The 17196-nt window shown below is 66.6% G+C and carries 13 protein-coding genes; 11 read left to right on the top strand and 2 right to left on the bottom strand.

The annotated features are described in order from the left end of the window. Positions 1 to 312: 312 nt before the first annotated feature. From ACM1PE_RS23830 to ACM1PE_RS23790, 9 genes are all read left to right on the top strand, one after another. The gene (locus ACM1PE_RS23830; RefSeq protein ID WP_013396215.1) at positions 313 to 1419 is read left to right on the top strand and encodes an MraY family glycosyltransferase; all 1107 of its coding nucleotides are present in this window, start codon (positions 313 to 315) and stop codon (positions 1417 to 1419) included. Between the two features lie 102 nt (positions 1420 to 1521). Beyond that, complete coding sequence (tviB, locus tag ACM1PE_RS23825; protein WP_280015802.1) at positions 1522 to 2799, top strand: Vi polysaccharide biosynthesis UDP-N-acetylglucosamine C-6 dehydrogenase TviB; 1278 nt, start codon at positions 1522 to 1524, stop codon at positions 2797 to 2799. A 9-nt stretch (positions 2800 to 2808) separates the two neighbouring features. Next, complete coding sequence (locus ACM1PE_RS23820; RefSeq protein WP_059371328.1) at positions 2809 to 3834, top strand: SDR family oxidoreductase; 1026 nt, start codon at positions 2809 to 2811, stop codon at positions 3832 to 3834. Between the two features lies 1 nt (position 3835). Then, on the top strand, positions 3836 to 5185 hold the full coding sequence (murJ, locus tag ACM1PE_RS23815; protein WP_059371329.1) for a murein biosynthesis integral membrane protein MurJ: 1350 nt from the start codon (positions 3836 to 3838) through the stop codon (positions 5183 to 5185). Then, the gene (locus tag ACM1PE_RS23810; RefSeq protein WP_419341152.1) at positions 5186 to 6328 is read left to right on the top strand and encodes a glycosyltransferase family 4 protein; all 1143 of its coding nucleotides are present in this window, start codon (positions 5186 to 5188) and stop codon (positions 6326 to 6328) included. It abuts the gene before it with no gap. A 45-nt stretch (positions 6329 to 6373) separates the two neighbouring features. Beyond that, entirely contained in the window at positions 6374 to 8305 is a 1932-nt protein-coding gene (asnB, locus tag ACM1PE_RS23805; protein WP_118931376.1) for an asparagine synthase (glutamine-hydrolyzing), read from the top strand. Positions 8306 to 8308: 3 nt separating this feature from the next. Next, entirely contained in the window at positions 8309 to 9424 is a 1116-nt protein-coding gene (locus tag ACM1PE_RS23800) for a glycosyltransferase family 4 protein (protein WP_059371332.1), read from the top strand. Beyond that, positions 9421 to 10578: a glycosyltransferase family 4 protein gene (locus ACM1PE_RS23795; protein ID WP_419341151.1), complete on the top strand. Its 1158-nt coding sequence runs from the start codon at positions 9421 to 9423 to the stop codon at positions 10576 to 10578. Before ACM1PE_RS23800 ends, ACM1PE_RS23795 begins: the two co-directional genes overlap by 4 nt. Continuing rightward, positions 10575 to 11708: a glycosyltransferase family 4 protein gene (locus ACM1PE_RS23790; RefSeq protein ID WP_419341150.1), complete on the top strand. Its 1134-nt coding sequence runs from the start codon at positions 10575 to 10577 to the stop codon at positions 11706 to 11708. Before ACM1PE_RS23795 ends, ACM1PE_RS23790 begins: the two co-directional genes overlap by 4 nt. Positions 11709 to 11746: 38 nt before the next feature. Here ACM1PE_RS23790 and pgi read toward each other — a convergent pair whose 3' ends face one another. After that, positions 11747 to 13300 carry a glucose-6-phosphate isomerase gene (gene pgi / locus ACM1PE_RS23785; RefSeq protein WP_419341148.1) on the bottom strand — a complete coding sequence of 518 codons (1554 nt, stop codon included), beginning with the start codon at positions 13298 to 13300 and terminating at the stop codon, positions 11747 to 11749. Between the two features lie 5 nt (positions 13301 to 13305). Further along, positions 13306 to 14697 carry a phosphomannomutase/phosphoglucomutase gene (locus ACM1PE_RS23780; RefSeq protein ID WP_419341147.1) on the bottom strand — a complete coding sequence of 464 codons (1392 nt, stop codon included), beginning with the start codon at positions 14695 to 14697 and terminating at the stop codon, positions 13306 to 13308. A 332-nt stretch (positions 14698 to 15029) separates the two neighbouring features. Here ACM1PE_RS23780 and ACM1PE_RS23775 point away from each other — a divergent pair, with 332 nt between their 5' ends. Next, positions 15030 to 15659: a BPTD_3102 family carboxylase-like protein gene (locus ACM1PE_RS23775; RefSeq protein WP_059371337.1), complete on the top strand. Its 630-nt coding sequence runs from the start codon at positions 15030 to 15032 to the stop codon at positions 15657 to 15659. Positions 15660 to 15777: 118 nt separating this feature from the next. After that, positions 15778 to 17193, top strand: coding sequence for an FAD-binding oxidoreductase (locus tag ACM1PE_RS23770; protein ID WP_059371338.1), 1416 nt, complete (start codon positions 15778 to 15780; stop codon positions 17191 to 17193). The last annotated feature ends 3 nt before the right edge of the window (positions 17194 to 17196 follow it).

Below are 17196 nucleotides of genomic sequence, written 5' to 3'. Positions count from 1 at the left end.
GGCGGAGTATCGCCTGTAGCCCTGCCTGGCACTTCCGTCAGAGGGCGGCCTTCGCGTTTTCCCTTGGATATTTCGCGTGCGTCAGGGCGGAAAGTTCTACAATCGTTCCATGAAACCCCTATTTCCGCGCCTGCGCGGTTTCGCCTTGGCGATCCTGCCAAATGACAGTTTCTGCCTGGGACTGGCGACATGGCGCAATGCGTTACGTTCTGTGCCGGTGAATTGCACTTCCTTATTCCTCCCATATATGGGCGTTACACCTGCCACCGATAATGGCGGGCCTGTCTCGATAGACCAACCAGAGGTGACTCGGTGACCTGGCTGTACATTTGCGTGGTCGCATTCATGGTGGGGGGACTCATCGTGGCGTCGGAGCGCTGGCATGGCGCCTTCACCGGCGACAGCGACCTCAACAAGCCCCAAGCCAACCATTCCCGCGCCACGCCTCGCGTCGGCGGGCTGGCCGTGCTCGCGGGTACGCTGGCGGGCCTGCTGGTCCTCGGACCCAGCAACATGACGCTGACCTGGCTGTGGCCCGCGCTGTTCGTTGCGGCGCTGCCCGTGTTCGTGGCAGGCCTGCTCGAAGACATCACCAAGGACATCGGCGCCAGCAAGCGCCTGCTGGCTGCCTTCCTGTCGGCCGCGATCGCCTGGTGGCTGCTGGGCGGCGTCAGCCGCGTGGGGATGGCGCCGGTGGATTACGTGCTGTCCTTCTGGCCGGTGTCGCTGCTGTTCACCATGTTCGCGGTGGGCGGCTGTACGCACGCGCTGAATATCGTTGACGGCATGAACGGCCTGGCCGGCATGGTGGCCACGCTGATGGCCGTCTCGATCAGCCTGGTGGCGCTGCAAGTGGGCGATGTGCCGATTTTCCTGGTGGCGGCGGCGCTGGCCTCGGCCACGCTGGGCTTCCTGGTCTGGAACTTCCCATTCGGGCGCGTGTTCCTGGGCGATGGCGGCGCGTACTTCCTGGGCTTCATGCTGGCCGAGCTGGCCGTGCTGCTGGTGGTGCGCAATCCTTCGGTGTCGCCGTTCTACGCGCTGGCCGTATTGTTCTATCCCGTCTTCGAAACCGGTTTTTCGATCTGGCGCCGGCGCTTCAAGCGCGGCGTGCCCGTGGACCAGCCGGATGCGCTGCACTTGCACCAACTGGTGTTCCGCCGTCTGGTGCGGGTCACGTTCAGCCGCGGCCGGCGGCATGCGGTGCCCGCGCTGTGCAATGCGCTGGCCTCGCCTTACATGTGGGTGCTGGCCCTGATCGGCCTGGTGCCCGCGACCATCTGGTGGGACAACGCCTGGGCGCTTTGCGCCAGCCTGGTGGTGTTCGCCGCCGTCTATATCTGGCTGTATTCGCGGCTCGTGTCCTGGCGCCGGCCAGGCTGGCTGCTGCTGCCATCCGTTTTGCGGACTTCCGATTAGTTTTGGGCGCCCCGGCGGCTGCCGCCGGGGGCTCGGTAATCTTTTCTTAATTACCCGACCATATTTGAAATGCCGTAATCGTTCTACGGTGAAGGGAGAGTTATGTTGCGAATTCAGGATGTGAAACTCGCTGTTGTCGGCCTGGGCTATGTCGGCCTGCCCCTGGCGGTGGAGTTCGGCAAGAAGCGTTCGGTCATCGGGTTCGATATCAATACGCGTCGCATCGACGCGCTCAAGGCGGGCCACGACCATACGCTGGAAGTCAGCGATGAAGAGCTGAAGGAAGCAACCCAGCTGAGCTACACGGCGGACCGCAGCGTGCTGGGCCAGGCCAACGTGTTCATCGTGACCGTGCCGACCCCCATCGACGAATACAAGCAGCCGGACCTGACCCCGCTGGTCAAGGCCAGCGAGACCATCGGCGCCGTGCTCAAGCGCGGCGACATCGTCATCTACGAATCCACCGTTTATCCTGGCGCCACGGAAGAAGACTGCGTGCCGGTGCTGGAGCGCGTGTCGGGCCTGAAGTTCAACGTGGATTTCTATGCCGGCTACAGCCCCGAGCGTATCAATCCGGGCGACAAGGACCACCGCGTCAGCACCATCAAGAAGGTCACCTCCGGCTCGACGCCCGAAGTGGCCGAGCTGGTCGACCAGCTGTACAAGCAGATCATCACCGCCGGCACGCACAAGGCGTCCAGCATCCGCGTGGCCGAGGCTGCCAAGGTCATCGAGAACACGCAGCGTGACGTGAACATCGCGCTGATCAACGAGCTGGCCCTGATCTTCAACAAGATGGGCATCGACACCGAAGCCGTGTTGCAGGCAGCCGGCACCAAATGGAACTTCCTGCCGTTCCGTCCGGGCCTGGTCGGCGGCCACTGCATCGGCGTGGATCCGTACTACCTGACCCACAAGGCGCAATCCATCGGCTACCACCCCGAGATCATCCTGGCGGGCCGCCGCCTGAACGACTCGATGGGCAGCTACGTGGTGTCGCAACTGGTCAAGGCCATGACCAAGCGCCGCATCCACGTGCAGGGCGCCCGTGTGCTGGTGATGGGCCTGGCCTTCAAGGAAAACTGCCCCGACCTGCGCAACACGCGCATCGTGGACATCGTCAAGGAACTGGGCGACTACAACGTCGACGTCGACGTGTACGACCCGTGGGTCGATCCCGAAGAAGCCATGCACGAATACGGCCTGACCCCGGTGGCCAAGCCCGACGAAGGCAAGTACGACGCCGTGATCCTGGGCGTGGCGCACAATCAGTTCAAGGCGATGGGCGCGGAAGGCATCCGCAAGCTCGGCAAGGCGCAGCACATCCTGTATGACCTGAAGTACGTGCTTTCGCCTTCCGAATCCGATCTGCGCCTGTAAGGACTGCCCATGACTACACGCTTTGAGACCATCAAGAAGGAACTGTCGGCCGCGCCGCGCAAATGGCTGGTGACCGGCTGCGCCGGTTTCATCGGGTCGAACCTGCTGGAGACCCTGCTGAAGCTGGGCCAGACCGTGACCGGCCTGGACAACTTCGCCACCGGCCATCAGCACAACCTGGACGAGGTGCGCGACTCGGTCACGCCCGAGCAGTGGGCGCGCTTTACCTTCATCGAAGGCGACATCCGTGACCTGGAAGCCTGCCGCCGCGCGGCGCAGGGCGTCGATTTCGTGCTGCACCAGGCCGCGCTGGGTTCGGTGCCGCGCTCTTTGAAGGATCCGATCACCACCAACGAGGTGAACATCGGCGGTTTCCTGAACATGCTGGTGGCGGCGCGCGATGCCGAAGTCAAATCCTTCGTCTACGCGGCCTCGAGCTCGACCTATGGCGACCACCCGGCCTTGCCCAAGGTCGAGGAGAACATTGGCAATCCCCTGTCGCCGTATGCGGTCACCAAGTACGTCAATGAACTCTACGCGGACGTCTTCGCGCGCTCCTACGGCTTCGAGTCGGTCGGCCTGCGCTACTTCAACGTGTTCGGCAAGCGGCAGGATCCCAACGGCGCCTATGCGGCCGTGATCCCCAAGTGGACGGCCGCGATGATCCAGGGCGAAGACGTCACCATCAACGGCGACGGCGAGACCAGCCGCGATTTCTGCTTCGTGGACAACGCGGTGCAGGCCAACATTCTCGCGGCCATGGCCGCGCCGGAAGGCCGCAACCAGGTCTACAACGTGGCGGTCAGCGGCCGCAGCACCTTGAACCAACTGTTCGGCTTCCTGGTACAAGCCCTGGGCAATCAAGACGTGGCTTATGGCAAGAAGCCGGTCTACGCCGACTTCCGCGCCGGCGACGTGCGCCATTCGCAGGCGGACGTCAGCAAGGCGGGCCGGTTGCTGGGCTACGAGCCGACGCACACCGTGCTGCAAGGCCTGGAAGTGGCCATGCCCTGGTACACGCAATTCCTGCGTTGATTTGAAAGCACTCGTCAGAAAACTCGGCAGCATCCACCCGGACCATCAGCGCATCTTCAAGGGCGCCTTCCGGGTGGCGGTGTTTCTGCTGCTGGGCAAGGCCGCCGGCGCCATCAAGGAGATGGCGGTGGCGTACCGCTACGGCGTCAGCGACGCCGTGGACGCCTACCAGTTCACGATGACCATGGCTACCTGGCTGCCGGTCACCATCGTGGGCGTGCTGTCGGTGGTCCTGATCCCGGTGCTCGTGCGGCTGCGCCGCGCCGATGCCGCCGAAAGAAATCTGTTCATCCGCGAACTGCAGGGCTGGGTGGCGGCCGCAGGCATTGCGCTGGCGCTGCTGACCTGGTTCGCCTGGCCGCAGGTGGTCGGCGTGCTGGGCCAGGGCTTGTCGGCCCGCGTGAGCGACATGACAGGCCAGCTGCTTGCCGCGTTCGCGCCGGTGTCGGCGCTGCTGCTCGTCGCCGGCATCAGCGCTGCGCGGCTGCGGGCGCAGGAAAGACACGTCAATACCCTGCTGGACAGCGTGCCGGCCGTGGCGACGCTGGCCTGGGTGATGCTGGCCGCCAGCGCCGACGGCGTCGGGCCGCTGCTGTGGGGCACGCTGGTCGGCTACGCGATCCAGACCGTCTGGCTGGCTTGGCTGGCGGCGCGCGCCGATGGCGGTTTCTGGGGCGCGCCCCGGCTGACGCTGCAATCGCCGCATTGGCCCGAACTGCTGGGCGCCGCGGGCGTGATGCTGATCGGCCAGGTGGCCATGAGTTTCGTCGGTCCGCTGGACCAGTACGCCGCCGCCAATCTGGGAGCGAACGCCAACGCCACGCTGGGCTACGCCAGCCGGCTGTTGTCGCTGGTGCTGGGGATCGGCGCCGTGTCAGTGGGGCGCGCGGCCTTGCCGGTGCTGGCCGATGTGCAAGCGCGGGGCGATACCGCTCGTGCGCGCGGCATGGCTCTCAAATGGTCGGTGCTGATGGTGGCCGCAGGCGCTGTTGCCGTCGCCGTGGGCTGGATGCTGGCGCCGTGGGGCGTGTCCGTGCTTTTCCAGCGCGGCGCCTTCACCGCCGAGAATACCCAGGCCGTGGCGCATGTGTTCCGCTGGGGGCTGCTGCAGTTGCCGTTCTATTTTGGCGTGCTGATCCTGGTGCAACTGCTGGCCAGCCAGAACCGCTATCGTGTGATGGCAGCCATCGCCGTCGCCAATTTCGCCCTGAAGGCGGTGTTGAACACCGTGCTGGCGCCCAGGATGGGCGCGGCCGGCATCATGCTGGCGACCAGCCTCATGTATCTGTTGTCCTTTGCCTGCTACCTGGCGGTGGCGATGCGCAAAGTTGAACCCAAAGAGGCCGATTGAATGCCCGTGACCGATACCGGCCCGGCGCCGCGCGTCCTGTTGTTCATACATTCCCTGCATGGCGGCGGCGCGGAACGCGTGGCTGCGGACCTGAGCGCGCACTGGGCGGACATGGGGCGGGAAGTCATGGTGGTGACGCAGGCCAGCGCAGAGGGCGACGTCTACACGCTGCACCCCAAGGTGCGCCGCGAGGTCCTGCATACGGCGGGCGAGGGCGGTGGTCTGCGCGGCATCTGGAGCAATGTGCAACGGGTGCGCGCCTTGCGCCGCGTGATCAAGTCGTTCCGCCCGGACATCGTGCTGGGCATGATGACGACGGCGTCGGTGCTGTCGGTGTTGGCTTGCGCGGGCCTGTCCTGCCGGGTGATCGCCACCGAACATACGCATCCGCCTTCGCAGACGCTGTCGGGCTTCTGGCAGCGCCTGCGAAGGCTGACGTATCCGCGAGCGGCCAGCGTGGTCGCGCTGACCCGCGGCACCGCCGACTGGCTGGCGCAGCACGTGCCGGGCAGCAAGCTGGCCGTCATTCCCAACCCGGTACACTTTCCCCTGCCGCGAGCCGAACCGGTTCTGACCCCGGTGTCGGGCGACGGCCGCAAGCGCCTGCTGGCGGTGGGCCGTCTGCACGCCGACAAGGGTTTCGACCTGCTGATCCAGGCCTACGCGCAATTGGCGGCGTCGCATCCCGGTTGGGATCTGGTTATCCTGGGCGAGGGCGACGAGCGGCCCGCCCTGGAGGCGCAAGTGCGCGAGGCTGGTCTGGCGTCGCGGGTTTTCATGCCGGGGCGAGCGGGCAACGTTGGCGACTGGTATGAAAGCGCCGATCTGTACGTGCTGACCTCGCGCTTCGAAGGGCTGTCCAATACCCTGCTCGAATCCATGGCGAGCGGGCTGGCCGCCGTATCGTTCGACTGCGACACGGGGCCGCGCGAGATCATCCGCGAAGGCGTGGACGGCGTGCTGGTGCGCCCCAATGGCGACGTGCCCGCGTTGTGCAAGGCGTTGGACGCCGTCATGCGCAATGACGCGGACCGCGCGCGCATGGCGCAGGCGGCGATCGACGTGCGCGACCGTTTTTCGGCCGCGCGCGTGCTGGAGAAATGGCAGGAACTTTTTGACGGCGTGCGCGGAACCGGCCGTTGAGGCCGCGCGTCACGCTGTTGCTACAGTGACAACGAGAACTTCATCATGTGCGGAATAGTCGGGATTTGGGGCCCTGTCGGGAACAAGGAACGTGTGTTGGCGGAAAGCTGCCGCCGCATCCGCCACCGCGGGCCGGACAGCAATGGTTTCTGGGAAGACCCCGAGGCCGAACTGGCGCTGGCGCATGTGCGCCTGGCGATCCTGGACCTGACCGAGGCCGGCCATCAGCCCATGACGTCGGCCTGCGGCCGCTATGTCATGGTGTTCAACGGCGAAATCTACAACCACCTGGACATCCGCAAGCAGCTCGAGCAATCGGCGCTGGCGCCGTCCTGGCGCGGCCATTCCGATACGGAAACGCTGCTGGCGGGCTTTACCGCCCTGGGCATCGAAGCCACCTTGCAGGCCGCCGTGGGCATGTTCGCCATCGCGCTGTGGGACCGCGCGTCGCGCAAGCTGATGCTGGCGCGCGACCGCATGGGCGAGAAGCCGCTGTACTACGGCTACTCAGGCGCCGAACTGGTGTTCGCGTCGGAACTCAAGGGCTTGATGCCGATTCCCGGTTTCGGCCGCGAGCTCAACCGCAACGCCCTGGCGTCGTTCATGCGGCACAATTACATTCCGGCGCCGCAGTCGATTTACCAGGGCATTGCCAAGCTGCCGCCGGGTACCTGGGTCGAATTCACGGCCGACGATACCCGCAGCCGCCGCATGCCCGAGCCGCGCGTGTACTGGTCGGCCCGCGAGGCCGCCGACACCTCGGCGCAATCGCTGCTGTCGTTCGAATCCGATGCGCAGGCGACCGACGCGCTGGAAGGCGTGCTGTCCAAGGCGGTTGGCGGCCAGATGCTGTCGGACGTGAGCCTGGGCGCCTTCCTGTCCGGCGGCATCGACTCGTCCACCATCGTGGCCTTGATGCAGGCGCAGAGCTCGCAGCCCGTGCGCACCTTCGCTATCGGCTTTCACGAGAAGGGCTACGACGAGGCGCAGCATGCCAAGGCGGTGGCCACGCATCTGGGCACCGACCATACCGAACTGTACGTGACGGCGGAAGATGCGCTGGCCGTGGTGCCCACGCTGGCCGACATGTACGACGAGCCGTTCGCGGATTCGTCGCAGATTCCGACCTCGCTGGTCACGCGCATGGCACGCCAGCACGTCACCGTGGCGCTGTCCGGCGATGGCGGCGATGAGCTTTTCGGCGGCTATTCGCGTTATTTCCGCGTGAACAACTGGTGGCAGCAATGCGAGCGCGTCCCGGCGCTGCTGCGCAAGCCCGCCGGCGCGCTGTTGAGCGCGTCCACCCATCTCCCCGGGCGCGGCGCCTGGCGCGGCAAGGTCGGCAAGCTGGGCGAACTGCTGCGCACCGATACGCGCGGCGAGTTCTACCGCCATTTCGTATCGTATTGGGCCGATCCTTCCAGCGTGGTGAAGGGCGGCGTGGAACCGGTGTCCGAGTTCGCCCGGGCGATGCAGGGTTCCACGTTCGAAGCCATGATGAAGCTGGACACGGTGACTTACCTGCCGGACGACATCCTGGTCAAGGTGGATCGCGCCGCCATGGCCGTCAGCCTGGAAACGCGCGTGCCGCTGATCGATCACCGCGTATATGAGTTCGCCTGGAGCCTGCCGCACCAATACAAGGTGCGCGGCAACACGGGAAAGTGGCTGCTGCGCCAGGTGCTGCACCGCCATGTGCCGCAGGCGTTGGTGGACCGCCCCAAGCGCGGTTTCGCCGTTCCGCTGGCCGCATGGCTGCGCGGCCCGCTGCGCGAATGGGCCGATGCGCTGCTGGACCCGGCGCGCCTGCGCCAGGAGGGCTGGTTCGAGCCCGAACCCATTCTGCGCAAATGGCGCGAGCATACGTCGGGCCATCGCAATTGGGACAGTCATCTGTGGGGCGTGTTGATGATGCAGGCCTGGCTTGACCGCTACCGCGGCGACAAGGAGCAGGGAGGATCGGTTGGGAGTCTTTGACGCATGAAAATCTTGATGCTGGTCAGTTCCATGCACGCGGGCGGCGCCGAACGGGTCGCCGCCACGCTGGTCAACGCATGGGCCGAGCGCGGGGATTCCGTCATCCTGACGCCCACCTACTCGTCCAAGGGCAACTGCTTCTATCCGCTGTCGGACAAGGTCGAACTGGCCTGGCTGGCGGATCTGGCAGGCACGCGCGCATCGGGGGCTAAGGCCGCATTCAAGCGTCTGCTAGCGCTGCGCAAACACATCCGCGATTCGAAGCCAGACGTGGTGGTGTCCTTCCTGACCAACGTCAATGTGGCCGCCATACTGGCTTCCCTGGGATTGAAGGTGCCGCTGATTGTTTGCGAGCGTACCAATCCGGTGGCCGAAACCACGACGGGAACCGTGTGGCGCAAGCTGCGTCGCATCCTGTATCCCCGCGCCGACATGGTGACGGTGCAGGCGGAGGATACCGCTGGCCCGTTCGCCCGGCAGGTGCCCGGCATCAAGCGCCTGGCCGTGATTCCCAATCCGCTGCCGGCGCCCTTGCTGGATGCGCCGCTGGTGCCGCAGCGTGAAGACGGCGGTCCCCGCGAATTGCTGGCGATGGGACGCCTGGTCACCGACAAGCAGTTTGACCTGCTGATCGACGTGTTCGCGCAATTGGCGCCCGACTTCCCGGACTGGAATCTGCGCATCTGGGGCGAAGGCCCCGAGCGCGGCGCGCTGGAGCAGCAGGTCGCGCGCCTGGGCCTGCAGTCGCGCATCAGCTTGCCTGGCCGCACCGAGGCGCCTTGGGATGAACTTGCGCGGGGCCAGGCCTTCGTGCTGAGTTCGCTGGTGGAAGGCTTCCCCAATGTGCTGCTGGAAGCCATGTCGCTGGGCCTGCCCTGCGTGGCGTTCGATTGCCCCAGCGGGCCGCGCGAGATGACGCGCAACGGCGAGGACGCTCTACTGGTGCCCGCCGGCAATCGAGATGACCTGCGCGAGGCCCTGCGCCGTCTGCTGGGAGACGCCTCCCTGCGCCAGCAACTGGGCTTGCGCGGTGCCGCCGCGGTGCGCCAGCGCTATGCGCTGGCCAGCGTCCTGGCGGAATGGGATGAATTGTTCGATGCCGTGCGGGAGGGACAATGAGCGCTCGGCCGCTGCGTGTCCTGCACATCATCACCGGCCTGGGGCAGGGTGGGGCGGAATCCGTGCTGTTCCGCCTGGCGACCTATCCCGGGGCGGATGTGGAACATGTCATCGTGTCGCTGACCGACGAGGGCATCTATGGCGAGCGCCTGTGCGCGGCAGGCGTCGCGGTGCATGCGCTGGGCATGAAACGCGGGCGGGTCAGCCTGGGCGGTTTCATGGCGCTGCGTTCGCTGATCGCCGCGACGCGTCCCGACGCGGTGCAGACCTGGATGTACCACGCCGATCTGATCGGCGGCCTGGCGGCGCGCCTGGCAGGCGTGCGGGCCATCGCCTGGGGCATACGCAATTCGGGCGAACACCTGGAGCGCAGCAGCCGTTCGGCCCGCTTGGTGCTGCGGGCGTGCGCGCTGCTGTCCGGCCGCATACCCAAGGCCATCGTATGCGCCGCCCAGAAGTCGGCGCAGCGCCATGCCGACAAAGGCTATGACCGCGAACGCATGGTGGTGATCGCCAACGGCTATGACTTGTCGCGCTATGCGCCGAATGACGAGGCCCGGCAGCGGGTGCGCGCCCAATGGGGCTTGCCGCAGGACGTGCCGGCCATCGGTTGCGTGGCCCGCTGGGATCCACTCAAGGACCACGCCAACCTGCTGCGCGCCATCGCCGCGCTGGTACGCGATGGACGCGACGCGGGACTGCGCTGCGTGCTGATAGGTCGCGGCATGGACACCGCAAACACCGAGCTGGCGGCCTTGATCGACAGGCTGGCCCTGCGCGACCGGTTGGTGTTGGCGGGTCCCAGCGACGACGTGCCCGCCGCAATGAACGGGCTGGACCTGCATGTCCTGTCCAGCTGCGCGGAAGGCTTTCCCAACGTGGTAGCCGAGGCCATGGCCTGCGGCGTCTACTGCGTCGTGACGGACGTGGGCGACGCGGCCTTTATCGTTGGCGATGCCGGCGTGGTGGTGCCGCCGGAGCAGTCCGAGGCGCTAGCCCGCGGCATTGAAACAGCCCTGTGCGAAGTGGCCTCGCGCGGCCGTACGCGTGCAGGCGAGGCGGGCCGCGCCCGCGTGCTGGAAAATTTCGACCTGGCGCGCATGGTGCAAAGCTATATCGCGGTGTGGCGCCGCATCTCAGGAGTCAAAGCATGAGCGCAGGGCGCCGCCTGCTGTTTGTCGTCAACAATCCGGCCTTCTTCATGTCGCACCGCGTGCCGGTGGCGCTGGCCGCGCAACAGGCGGGCTACGAGGTGCATGTCGCCACGATGGACGGTCCGGCCGTGGCGGACATCGAGGCGCTGGGCATAACGCATCACGCCATACCCATGACGCGCAGCGGCAAGCATCCCTTGCAGGAGTTGGGTACGCTGCTGGCCCTGATACGGCTGTTCCGCCGCCTGCGGCCGCAGATCGTGCATCTGGTCACGATCAAGCCCGTGCTCTATGGCGGCATCGCTGCCCGCTTGACGCGCGTGCCGGGCATGGTCGCGGCGATTTCCGGACTGGGCTTTGTGTTCCTGTCCAATTCCCTGAAGATGAAGCTGGTGCGCGCCGTGGTCGCGCGCCTGTACCGGCTGGCGCTGGGCCATCCCAATAGCCGCGTGATCTTCCAGAACGCCAGCGACCGCGATTTGCTCAAGTCGCTGGGTGCGGTGCGCGACGCCCAGGTCGTCATGATCCGGGGCGCGGGCGTGGACCTGAATGCGTATCGGGCCCAGCCCGAACCGCCGGCGCCGCCGGTCGTGGTCACCATGGTGGCCCGATTGCTGCGCGACAAGGGCGTGCAGGAATTCGTGCAGGCGGCCAGGCTGCTGCGCGAGCGTGGCTTGCCTGTCACGATGCAGCTGGTCGGCGGCGTGGACGCCGGCAATCCGGCCTCGGCGACGCAGGACGATGTGGATGCCTGGCAGCGGGAAGGCTGCGTGCGCGCATTGGGCGAACGCTCCGACGTGGCCGCGCTGTACGCCGCCTCGCATATCGCCGTGCTGCCTTCCTATCGTGAAGGTCTGCCCAAGTCGCTGATCGAGGCGGCAGCCTGCGCGCGCGCGGTCGTGACTACCGATGTGCCTGGTTGCCGCGATGCGATCGAACCCGGCGAGACGGGACTGCTGGTGCCGGTGCGCGACGCGCAGGCGTTGGCGGACGCCATCGCGCGTCTGGCCGAGGATCCGGTCTTGCGGCAGTCCATGGGCGCCGCAGGCAGGGCGCTGGCCGAGCGCGAGTTCAACATCGAGCGCGTGGCGCGCATCCACGTGGAAATCTACGACGCGCTCAGCGCCTGATACGGCAGCGCCGGCGCCGGGGAGGCGCCGGCTAGCGCTCAAGGACGGCGCGTGATCGCGTCGATCCAGTAGCGGGTGGAAGGATCCTGCTGGCTGGCTTGCTGCGAATTCAACTCATGCATGATGCCCTTGGCCAGGGCCTTGCCGAATTCAACGCCCCATTGGTCGAAGGGATTGATGCCCCAGACCACGCCCTGCGTGAACACCTTGTGTTCGTACAGCGCCAGCAGCGCGCCCAGCGTATAGGCCTCCAGGCGCGGCAGCACGATGAGCGAGGACGGCCGGCCGCCCGGATGGACACGGTGCAGCGCCAGCAGCCGCGCGCGGTCTGGGTCGCTTTCAATAGCCGAGGTTTCGGCCAGCGCTTCCTCGAAGGACTTGCCGCGCAGCAGCGCGGAACGCTGCGCCAGGCAGTTGGCGATCAACAGCTCGTGGTGCCGCGCGTAGGCGTGGTCGGGTTTTTCGCACAGGATGAAGTCGACGGGGGCGCCCCGGGTGTCCTGGTGCAGCCACTGGAAGAAGGTGTGCTGGCAATCGGTGCCCGACATGCCCCAAACGGCCGGGCCGGTGGGCACGCCGGCCGGGCTGCCATCGGCGGTGGCGACCTTGCCCAGCGATTCCATTTCCAGCTGCTGGGCCCAGGGCACGATGTGATAAAGCCGCGAATCGTAGGGCGTGATTGCCAGGGAGTCGTAGCCCAGCACGCTGCGGTTCACGACGCCGGCCAGCGCCAGCTGGACGGGCGCGTTTTCCTTGATGGGCGCGGTGCGGAAATGCTCGTCCATGGCGGCGGCGCCCGCCAGTAGCTGGTCAAAGCAGTCGGTGCCCAGCGCCAGCGCGACCGGCAGGCTGATCGCGGACCAAAGCGAATAGCGTCCGCCCACCCAATCCCAGATCTGGAAGATGTGATCGGGCAGGATGCCCAGGTTCAAGGCCGCCTCGACGTTGGCGGTGACCGCCACGACCTGCTTGATCGGATCCGCCACGCCGGCATCGCGCAGCCAGTTCATGGCGACCTCGGCATTGGCCAGCGGCTCGGTCGTGGTGAACGACTTGGATGCGACGATGACCAGGGTATCGTGCGGATCCAGGCGGCTCATCGCGTCCGCGACCGAATGCGAGTCCACGTTGGAGGCGAAACGCACTTCGCGCCGCGCGCCGCCGTGGCGCAGGGCGCGCGTGACCAGCCGCGGCCCCCAGTCGCTGCCGCCTATGCCCAGGTGCAGCACGCAGCCATAGCGCCCGGCCTTGTCGGCCTGCCGCACGAATTCGCGCATCCGCTCACGCTCGGTCAGCACGGCCTTGGCCACCTTGGCGGGCGGTTGGGCCGCACGCAGGGCGGTGTGCCAGGCGGGGCGTTCCTCGGTCCAGTTGGCGTTGCCGCCGTCGAACAGGCAAGCCCGGGCCGCCTCGAAGCCTTGTTGTGTCAGCAGCGCGGCCTCTGCATTCTCCAGCTCCGGCGAATACGCCTGCGCGCTCAAGTCCAGGCGCAACCCGGGAGCATTGATGATGCGCAATTGGGCGCCGGTCTTGGGTGCGGAGCGCGTGGCCGTGATGAACGCTTGCCAGGCGGGGCTGTTCGATAGAGACATGGAGTTCAGAAAGGCAGTTTGGCTTGCGGGGCGAGCTTGCTCAGCTCACGTCGGAAGTCGGCTTGGATGCGCTCCAGCGCCGCAGACGTTTGCGCTTCGAATCGCAGCACGACGACCGGGGTGGTGTTCGAGGGGCGAGCCAAGCCGAAGCCCTCTGGATACTCGGCACGCACGCCATCAATGGTGATCACGCGGTTCGCAGCGGGGAATTGGCCTTGGTCTTGCAAGGCCTGGACCAGGGTGAAAGGCTGGCCTTCTTCCATTTCCAGCTTCAACTCTGGAGTTGAAACGTCTTGCGGCAGGGCTTCCAGCACGGCGCAGGGATCGGCGTCGCGCGACACGATCTCCAGCAGGCGCGCACCCGTGTAGAGTCCGTCATCGAACCCGTACCAGCGCTCCTTGAAGAAGATGTGGCCGCTCATTTCGCCGGCCAGCGGGGCCCCGGTCTCGGCCAGCTTCGCCTTCACCAGCGAATGGCCGGTCTTCCACATCAGCGGCACGCCGCCGGCGGCTTCGACCGACAGGCCGACGTGGCGGCTGCACTTCACGTCATAGATGATGGTGGCGCCCGGATTGCGGTCCAGCACGTCGCGGGCGAACAGCACCAGTTGGCGGTCCGGCCAGACGATCTGGCCCGATTTCGTCACCACGCCCAGGCGGTCGCCGTCGCCGTCAAAAGCCAGGCCCAGTTCGCAGTCGGTCTCGGCCACGCACTTGATCAGGTCCTGCAGGTTCTTGGGTTCGGCGGGGTCGGGATGGTGGTTGGGGAAGGTGCCATCCACCTCGCAGAACAGTTCGGTGACTTCGCAGCCCAGGGCGCGGAACAGCGCCGGGGCGACCGCGCCGGCCACGCCGTTGCCGCAATCGATCGCGATTTTCATGGGCCGCGCCAGCTTGATGCCGGACGCGACACGAGCGATGTAGGACGCCACCAGGTCCAGTTGACGGCGCACGCCGGGCCGCGCCGCCGGGGCGCTGGCGGGGCCGTTCATGCTGGCGGCCAGCGCCTGCACGTCCTCGCCGTAGAGCGCCCGGCCGCCCATCATCATCTTGAAGCCGTTGTACTTGGGCGGGTTGTGGCTGCCGGTGATGGCGACGCCTGATCCCGTCTGCATGACGTTGGCGGCGAAATAGACCAGCGGGGTGGGTACCATGCCGATGTCCAGAGTATCCACGCCGCCTTCCAGCATGCCTTCCTGCAGCGCTATTGACAGCATTTCGCTGCTCAGACGGCCATCGCGGCCGACGACCAGGGTCTGTATGCCCTGGTCGCGCGCACGGGCGGCGAGCGCTACGCCCAAGGCTCGGGCAAAGCGCGCGTCGATCAGATCGGGCACGGTGCCGCGGATGTCATAGGCTTTGAACACCGAGCCCGGAAATTGCGTGTTGTCGCCCACAGCGATTCCTTGATGAGAGTTGCAGCGCTCATTCTGCCGGGGTCTGCTGGTAAACCCTCGTATCCAAAAGGCGGCTGGCAGGAGATTAAACCGGAATTATCCCCCATTGGCGCTCCCCCTTCATCCGGCAGACGGCGTAGGGCTTTTTCCGTCCTTGCACCTCGGCGGGACGTCTGCCCTGATCTGGTGCCTGCGCGGACGTCAACGCCTGGTTACGGTGCGGCGCCCGGCCGCGCTCCAGGGCTTGCAGGGGAGGCTGGGCGTGGCATAAAACTTGCTCGTCGTCCGAAGGTGATACGCTTGCTATGCAAGCAGAAAGACCGGGAGGGGCCATGGGCGCCAAAGTTTCTACTGTCATGTCATCCAGGGGCGCCTCAAACCGGCGGGGTCCGCCCACGGATCACGCCGGACCAGCCGCAGGCCGCGAGCGCCGGCTCGACATCCACGTGTTCGTTTCCGAGGCGGGCGGCCTGGCCACGGGCCGGGCCTGGGAACGTTGCGTATGGCGCGACGCCCGGGTTCTGATCGCCGAATCCCCGGCGCCGCATCTGCCGGCTTCGATGGAAAGCGCGCTGCGCACCGTCGCCGCCGACGTGGCGCGGGACCGCGGCTGGCAGGGCATGGGTACCGTCGCTTTCGCGCTGGACGATCGCAGCGGCGTGTTCCGCGTGATCGACGCCCAGGCGCAGGCCCATTCGGGCACGGCCGTAGCCGATTGCGAACCCGTCGCCGCCCATGCGCTGGAAGTGCGCATCGACGGCTGCGTGGACCGTCGCCTGCCATGCACGCGCTTGCTGGTGTGCGGCGCGACCCGGGGCGAGGTGCTGCGCCGTGCCTACCGCGCCCTATCGGAAATGCCCGGCCCCGCAGGCGTCGACCGCGCTTTTCTCATGAACCGCATTGCCTCTCGGGCCTATTGCTCGGGGCTGACGGGCGCGAGGCTGGATCAGGCGGTCGGCTGATCTGTCCTGGCGGCGGGCTGCGCGGGTCCGCCTGGTGGCGACCCGGGGGCATTTCAACCCCTACAATAGTCGGCACATCCCTGGCCTGGATGCATCCAGGCTCTACTTGGCCGCGCATATGACCTTGCTGAGCGATCTACAGTCCCTTCTGGGCGCTTCCCACGTGCTGACGGGCACGGACGCCGACACCTACGTGCTGGACTGGCGCCGCCGCTATCGAGGCGTCGCGCTGGCGGTGATCCGTCCCGGGTCGACCGAGGAAGTGGCGGCGGCCGTAAAGCTGTGCGCCAGGCATGGCGTGCCGGTGGTGCCGCAAGGCGGCAATACAGGCTTGTGCGGAGGCGCCACGCCTGACCTGTCCGGCAGCGCGGTGATCCTGTCCACCACCCGCCTGACGGCGGTGCGCGCGCTGGATACCGACAACGACACGATCACCGTGGAGGCGGGCTGCGTCTTGCAAGCGGTGCAGGAGGCTGCCGCCGCGGCCGGCCGGCTGTTTCCGCTGAGCCTGGCCGCCGAAGGCAGTTGCACCATAGGCGGCAACCTGGCGACCAATGCGGGCGGCACGCAGGTGCTGCGCTACGGCAACACGCGCGAACTGACATTGGGCCTGGAGGTCGTGACCGCCGAAGGCGAGATCTGGCACGGCCTGCGTGGCTTGCGCAAGGACAACACCGGCTACGACTTGCGCGACCTGTACATCGGCAGCGAAGGCACGCTGGGCATCATCACCGCCGCCACGCTCAAACTGTTTCCAAGGCCGGTGGCTTCGTGCACGGCATTGCTGACGCTGGACGGTATCGACCAAGCGGTCGAGCTGCTGTCGCGCGCCCGCGCGGGTTTTGGCGCCGCGCTGACCGGCTTTGAGCTGATGAGCGGGGCATGCCTGCAGGCGGTCGTGCGGCTCTTCCCGCAACAACGCTTGCCGTTCGAGGGAGATTCCGCCGCGTCCCCGTGGTTCGCCCTGCTGGAACTGTCCGACAGTGAAAGCGAGGAGCACGCCCGTGAGCGATTCGAAACCGTGTTGGGCGAGGCCATGGAAAGCGGGCTGGTGAACGATGCCGCCATCGCCGCGAACGTGACGCAAAGCAAGGCGCTGTGGCACCTGCGCGAGAGCATCCCGCTGGCCGAGGCGGAGCTGGGCAAGTCGGTCAAGCATGACGTGTCCATCCCGATCTCTGCCATCGCCGGCTTCGTGCACAAGACCAACGCCTTGCTGCAGGCGCGTTTTCCGGGTGTGCGCCACGTGATCTTCGGCCACCTGGGCGACGGCAATCTGCATTACAACGTGGCCCATGCGCCGGGGCAGACCGAGGCCGAGCTGCTGGCGTTGCAAAGCGATATCTACGGCGTGGTGCACGACAGCGTGCATGCGCACCATGGCTCGATCAGCGCGGAGCATGGCGTGGGCCAGCTCAAGATCGACGAGCTGCCGCGCTACAAGAGCGCTGTCGAACTGGACCTGATGCGCAGAGTAAAGCGAGCGCTGGACCCGCAAGGGCTGATGAATCCGGGCAAGGTATTGCGGGCCTAGGGC

The organism is Achromobacter sp. PD1 (assembly GCF_048541815.1).
In the GTDB taxonomy this organism is placed as follows: Bacteria; Pseudomonadota; Gammaproteobacteria; order Burkholderiales; family Burkholderiaceae_B; genus Achromobacter; species Achromobacter bronchisepticus_A.
Note: the sequence above shows the minus strand (reverse complement) of the source record. Positions and strands in the feature narration are given on the sequence as shown.

Coding starts and splice junctions, on each gene's coding strand:
- tviB (WP_280015802.1), top strand. CDS start 1,522: ATGTTGCGAATTCAGGATGTGAAACTCGCTGTTGTCGGCCTGGGCTAT.
- ACM1PE_RS23820 (WP_059371328.1), top strand. CDS start 2,809: ATGACTACACGCTTTGAGACCATCAAGAAGGAACTGTCGGCCGCGCCG.
- ACM1PE_RS23810 (WP_419341152.1), top strand. CDS start 5,186: ATGCCCGTGACCGATACCGGCCCGGCGCCGCGCGTCCTGTTGTTCATA.
- asnB (WP_118931376.1), top strand. CDS start 6,374: ATGTGCGGAATAGTCGGGATTTGGGGCCCTGTCGGGAACAAGGAACGT.
- ACM1PE_RS23800 (WP_059371332.1), top strand. CDS start 8,309: ATGAAAATCTTGATGCTGGTCAGTTCCATGCACGCGGGCGGCGCCGAA.
- ACM1PE_RS23795 (WP_419341151.1), top strand. CDS start 9,421: ATGAGCGCTCGGCCGCTGCGTGTCCTGCACATCATCACCGGCCTGGGG.
- ACM1PE_RS23790 (WP_419341150.1), top strand. CDS start 10,575: ATGAGCGCAGGGCGCCGCCTGCTGTTTGTCGTCAACAATCCGGCCTTC.
- pgi (WP_419341148.1), bottom strand. CDS start 13,300: ATGTCTCTATCGAACAGCCCCGCCTGGCAAGCGTTCATCACGGCCACG.
- ACM1PE_RS23775 (WP_059371337.1), top strand. CDS start 15,030: ATGGGCGCCAAAGTTTCTACTGTCATGTCATCCAGGGGCGCCTCAAAC.
- ACM1PE_RS23770 (WP_059371338.1), top strand. CDS start 15,778: ATGACCTTGCTGAGCGATCTACAGTCCCTTCTGGGCGCTTCCCACGTG.